Raw genomic sequence first — 3205 nt, forward strand, 5'->3', positions numbered from 1 at the left:
CAGGCCGGCAGTGCCTCGGCCCTGATGGGCACGCTGCAGTTCACGCTGGCCAGCGCGGCCGGCGCCGCCGTCGGCCTGCTGAACGACGGCAGCGCCCTGCCCATGGGCCTGGCGATGGCCCTGGCCGGTGTGCTGGCGCTGCTGTGCTACCGCACCTTGACCGGGCGCCCCTGAAGTCAAGCTGTAGCCAGCTGACCTTCCAGGCCCGCCTGCGGCAGGCCGCAGAAGGCGAAGTCCAGCTCAGGCACGCGGCCGCTGACGATGTCGGCGATGGCACGGCCGGAGCCGCACGAATGCGTCCAGCCCAGCGTGCCGTGGCCGGTGTTCAGGAACAGGTTGCCGATCTTCGAGCGGCCAATGTAGGGCACGTTGGACGGCGTGGCCGGCCGAAGCCCGGTCCAGTAGCGCGCGCCCTGGCCGTCGGTCATCTGCGGGAACAGCTCGCGCGTGCGGCGCACGATGGCTTCGCAGCGCACCAGGTTGAGCGCGGTGTCGTAGCCGTTCAGCTCGGCCGTGCCGGCGATGCGCAGCCGGTCGCCCAGGCGCGAGAACACCAGCTTGTACTCGTCGTCGGTCAAGGACACGTTGTACGAGTGGGCGCGGTCGATCACCGGCAGCGTGACCGAGTAACCCTTGGCCGGGTAGATGCGCAGCGTGATGCCCAGCTGCCGCGCGAAGGCCGCGCTGTACGAGCCCATGCACAGCACGAAGGCGTCGGCCGCTTCGCGCCGCACCACGCCGTCGGCATCGGCCACCTGCACAGCCTGCAGGCGGTCGCCATCACGCTCCAGGCCCACGATGCGGGTGTTGTTGAGGAAGCGCACACCGGCGGCTTGCGCATGCCGCGCCAGGCCCTGGGTGAAGGCATGGGCATCGCCCGATTCGTCGCTGGGCGTCATGCTGCCGCCGACGATGCGGTCGCGGCACTGGGCCAGCGCCGGCTCGATCTGCACGCATTCATCGGCCGTCTTCATGTCCAGCTCGCAGCCATGCTCGCGCATCACGCGGGCCGGCTCCTGCGCGGCGTCGAACTCCTGCTGGCTGGTGTAGAAGTGCAGGATGCCCTTGGTGAGGTGGTCGTAGGGCAGGTTCAGCTGGCTGCGCAGCTGCTGCAGCGTGCTGCGGCTGTACAGGCCCAGGTTGACGATCTGGCGGATGTTGTGGCGGGTGCGGGCCGGCGTGCATTCGCGCAGGAACTGCAGGCCCCACAGCCATTGCTGCGCATCGGGCCGCAGGCGGAACAGCAGCGGCGCGTCTTCGCGCGCCAGCCACTTGAGCACCTTCATCGGCGCGCCGGGGTTGGCCCAGGGCTCGGCATGCGAAACGGAGATCTGCCCGCCGTTGGCGAAGCTGGTTTCCAGGCCGGCGCCCGGCTGGCGGTCGATCAGAGTGACCTCGTGGCCGGCTTGCTGCAGGAACCAGGCGGACGTGACGCCGGTGACACCGGCGCCCAGGACGATGACTTTCATGGAGAGAAACCTCAGGGAGAACATGCAATGGGAAGGACGAACGACCTTGTGGGGTCGAACGTGCCGCTCCCGCTGTCCTCGGTACCTGAGAGATTCAGCACCGGCCCCTCACGGGCATGGCGCCTTGCTCCTTCGGTGGAAGCCCGGTGGGGGCTTCACTCTCCAGCGTCGGCCAAACTGCAGATCCAGTACGGTGCCTGAGCGTGCATGGGAGGTTGCGCCTTCGGCGGCAGGCCCTGGCGGGTCTGCGCTCTCCTGAATCTGCCGCCAGTTTAACGGCGGATGCGACGGGCGGTTGTCCGACAGGCGTAACAGGGCGGGGAAGCGACACTCGGTGCCCGGCGGCCGCGTGGCGGCGCCTGACTGCAAGGAGAAACCATGAGTCGCACATTGCTCGTGCTGGCCGTGCTGGTGCTGACCGGCGGCTTTGCACTGTTGAACTGGACGGCCTTTGCCACGCCCACGCCGCTGTACCTGGGCTTCACCACGGTCGAAGCACCGCTGGGCCTGATCATGCTGTGCCTGGTGGCGCTGCTGAGCGTGGTGTTCGTGATCTGGGCGATCTCGCTGCAGGCCACGCTGCTGATGGAGCAACGCCGCCTGAACAAGGACCTGCAGGCCCAGCGCCAGCTGGCCGACACGGCCGAGGCCTCGCGCTTCACCGAGCTGCGCAGCTTCATCGCGGCCGAAACCCTGCGCATCTCGCAATCCAGCGAACAGACCCGCGCCGCCCTGGTGCAGCGCATGGAACAGCTGGAAGACCGCCAGCGCCTGGCCTTCGAGCAGAACGCCAATGCCATCGCAGCGACGCTGGGCGAGCTGGAAGACCGGCTGGAACGCGGCCAGCCGGTGGGCGGCATGGCCTTGGCCGATCGCCCCCGTTTCTAGGTTTCGCCTCCCAAGGCCGCCCGCCGTCCGAACATCGCCCAGCCTTCCATGGTCAGCACGGTCTCGCCGTGCTGGTTGCGCGCCTCCCAGCGCGAACGCATCAGGCCCACATGCGGCTTGCTGGCCATGGGGCGGGCTTCCAGCACTTCCAGGCGCACGCTCAGCACGTCGTCCACGAACACGGGCTTGAGCCAGCGCAGGTTGTCGATGCCGGGTGAGCCCAGGCTGCTGCTGTCCAGCACGTATTCGTCGCACATCATGCGCATCACCATCGCGCAGGTGTGCCAGCCGCTGGCGCACAGGCGGCCGAACAGCGACTTGGCGGCCCCTTCGTCGCTGAGGTGAAAGGGCTGCGGATCGAATTGCCGCGCGAAGTCGATGATCTCGCCCGCCGTCACCCGCTTGGCGCCGAACTCACGCACGCTGCCCACCGGAAAGTCTTCCCAGTAGTAGCGCTTGCCCGCCGGCACCGCCGCGGTGGTTCCCTCGCTCATCGTCGTTCCTCCTGTGGATGTTCCACGGCGAGAATGCCGCCATTCGCAGCCAAGCGCACAGCGCCCCCGCCATGACCGCCTTGATCGCCGGACTGTTGTTGTTCCTCGGCCTTCATTCCACGCGCATCTTTGCCGAGGGCTTTCGCCAGCGGCAGGTCGCGCGCATGGGCCTCAACGGCTGGAAAGCCGTGTACTCCATCGTGTCGTTGGTGGGCTTTGTGCTCATCGTCTGGGGCTACGGGCAGGCGCGGCTGAACCCGGTGCTGATCTGGGAACCGCCGCGCGGCCTGCGCCATGTGTCGGTGCTGTTCACGCTGGCCGCCTTCGTGCTGCTGGTGGCGGCCTATGTGCCAC

At 68.2% G+C, this 3205-nt stretch carries 4 protein-coding genes and 2 riboswitches; of the genes, 2 read left to right on the forward strand and 2 right to left on the reverse strand.

The features are described 5' to 3' along the window. Nucleotides 1-176: 176 nt before the first annotated feature. Nucleotides 177-1469, reverse strand: coding sequence for a D-amino acid dehydrogenase (locus tag ABNT58_RS04270; protein WP_348752270.1), 1293 nt, complete (start codon nt 1467-1469; stop codon nt 177-179). 62 nt (nt 1470-1531) lie between these two features. Next, nucleotides 1532-1645: riboswitch (glycine riboswitch) on the reverse strand. Further along, nucleotides 1646-1737: riboswitch (glycine riboswitch) on the reverse strand. A gap of 110 nt (nt 1738-1847) precedes the next feature. Between ABNT58_RS04270 and ABNT58_RS04275 the strand changes: the two genes are divergently transcribed. Further along, on the forward strand, nt 1848-2357 hold the full coding sequence (locus tag ABNT58_RS04275; RefSeq protein WP_348752271.1) for a LapA family protein: 510 nt from the start codon (nt 1848-1850) through the stop codon (nt 2355-2357). Here ABNT58_RS04275 and ABNT58_RS04280 read toward each other — a convergent pair. Beyond that, a complete protein-coding gene (locus ABNT58_RS04280) occupies nt 2354-2851 on the reverse strand; it encodes a MaoC family dehydratase (protein ID WP_348752272.1) in 498 nt (165 codons plus the stop codon). The genes ABNT58_RS04275 and ABNT58_RS04280 overlap by 4 nt on opposite strands. A 71-nt stretch (nt 2852-2922) precedes the next feature. On the opposite strand from ABNT58_RS04280, the gene ABNT58_RS04285 reads away from it, so the two are divergent. Further along, nucleotides 2923-3205 (forward strand): NnrU family protein (locus tag ABNT58_RS04285; protein WP_348752273.1); only part of this gene is annotated, 283 nt, incomplete at its 3' end.

The organism is uncultured Aquincola sp., assembly GCF_964001545.1.
Classification (GTDB): Bacteria; Pseudomonadota; Gammaproteobacteria; order Burkholderiales; family Burkholderiaceae_C; genus Aquincola.

Coding starts and splice junctions, on each gene's coding strand:
- ABNT58_RS04270 (WP_348752270.1), bottom strand. CDS start 1,469: ATGAAAGTCATCGTCCTGGGCGCCGGTGTCACCGGCGTCACGTCCGCC.
- ABNT58_RS04275 (WP_348752271.1), top strand. CDS start 1,848: ATGAGTCGCACATTGCTCGTGCTGGCCGTGCTGGTGCTGACCGGCGGC.
- ABNT58_RS04280 (WP_348752272.1), bottom strand. CDS start 2,851: ATGAGCGAGGGAACCACCGCGGCGGTGCCGGCGGGCAAGCGCTACTAC.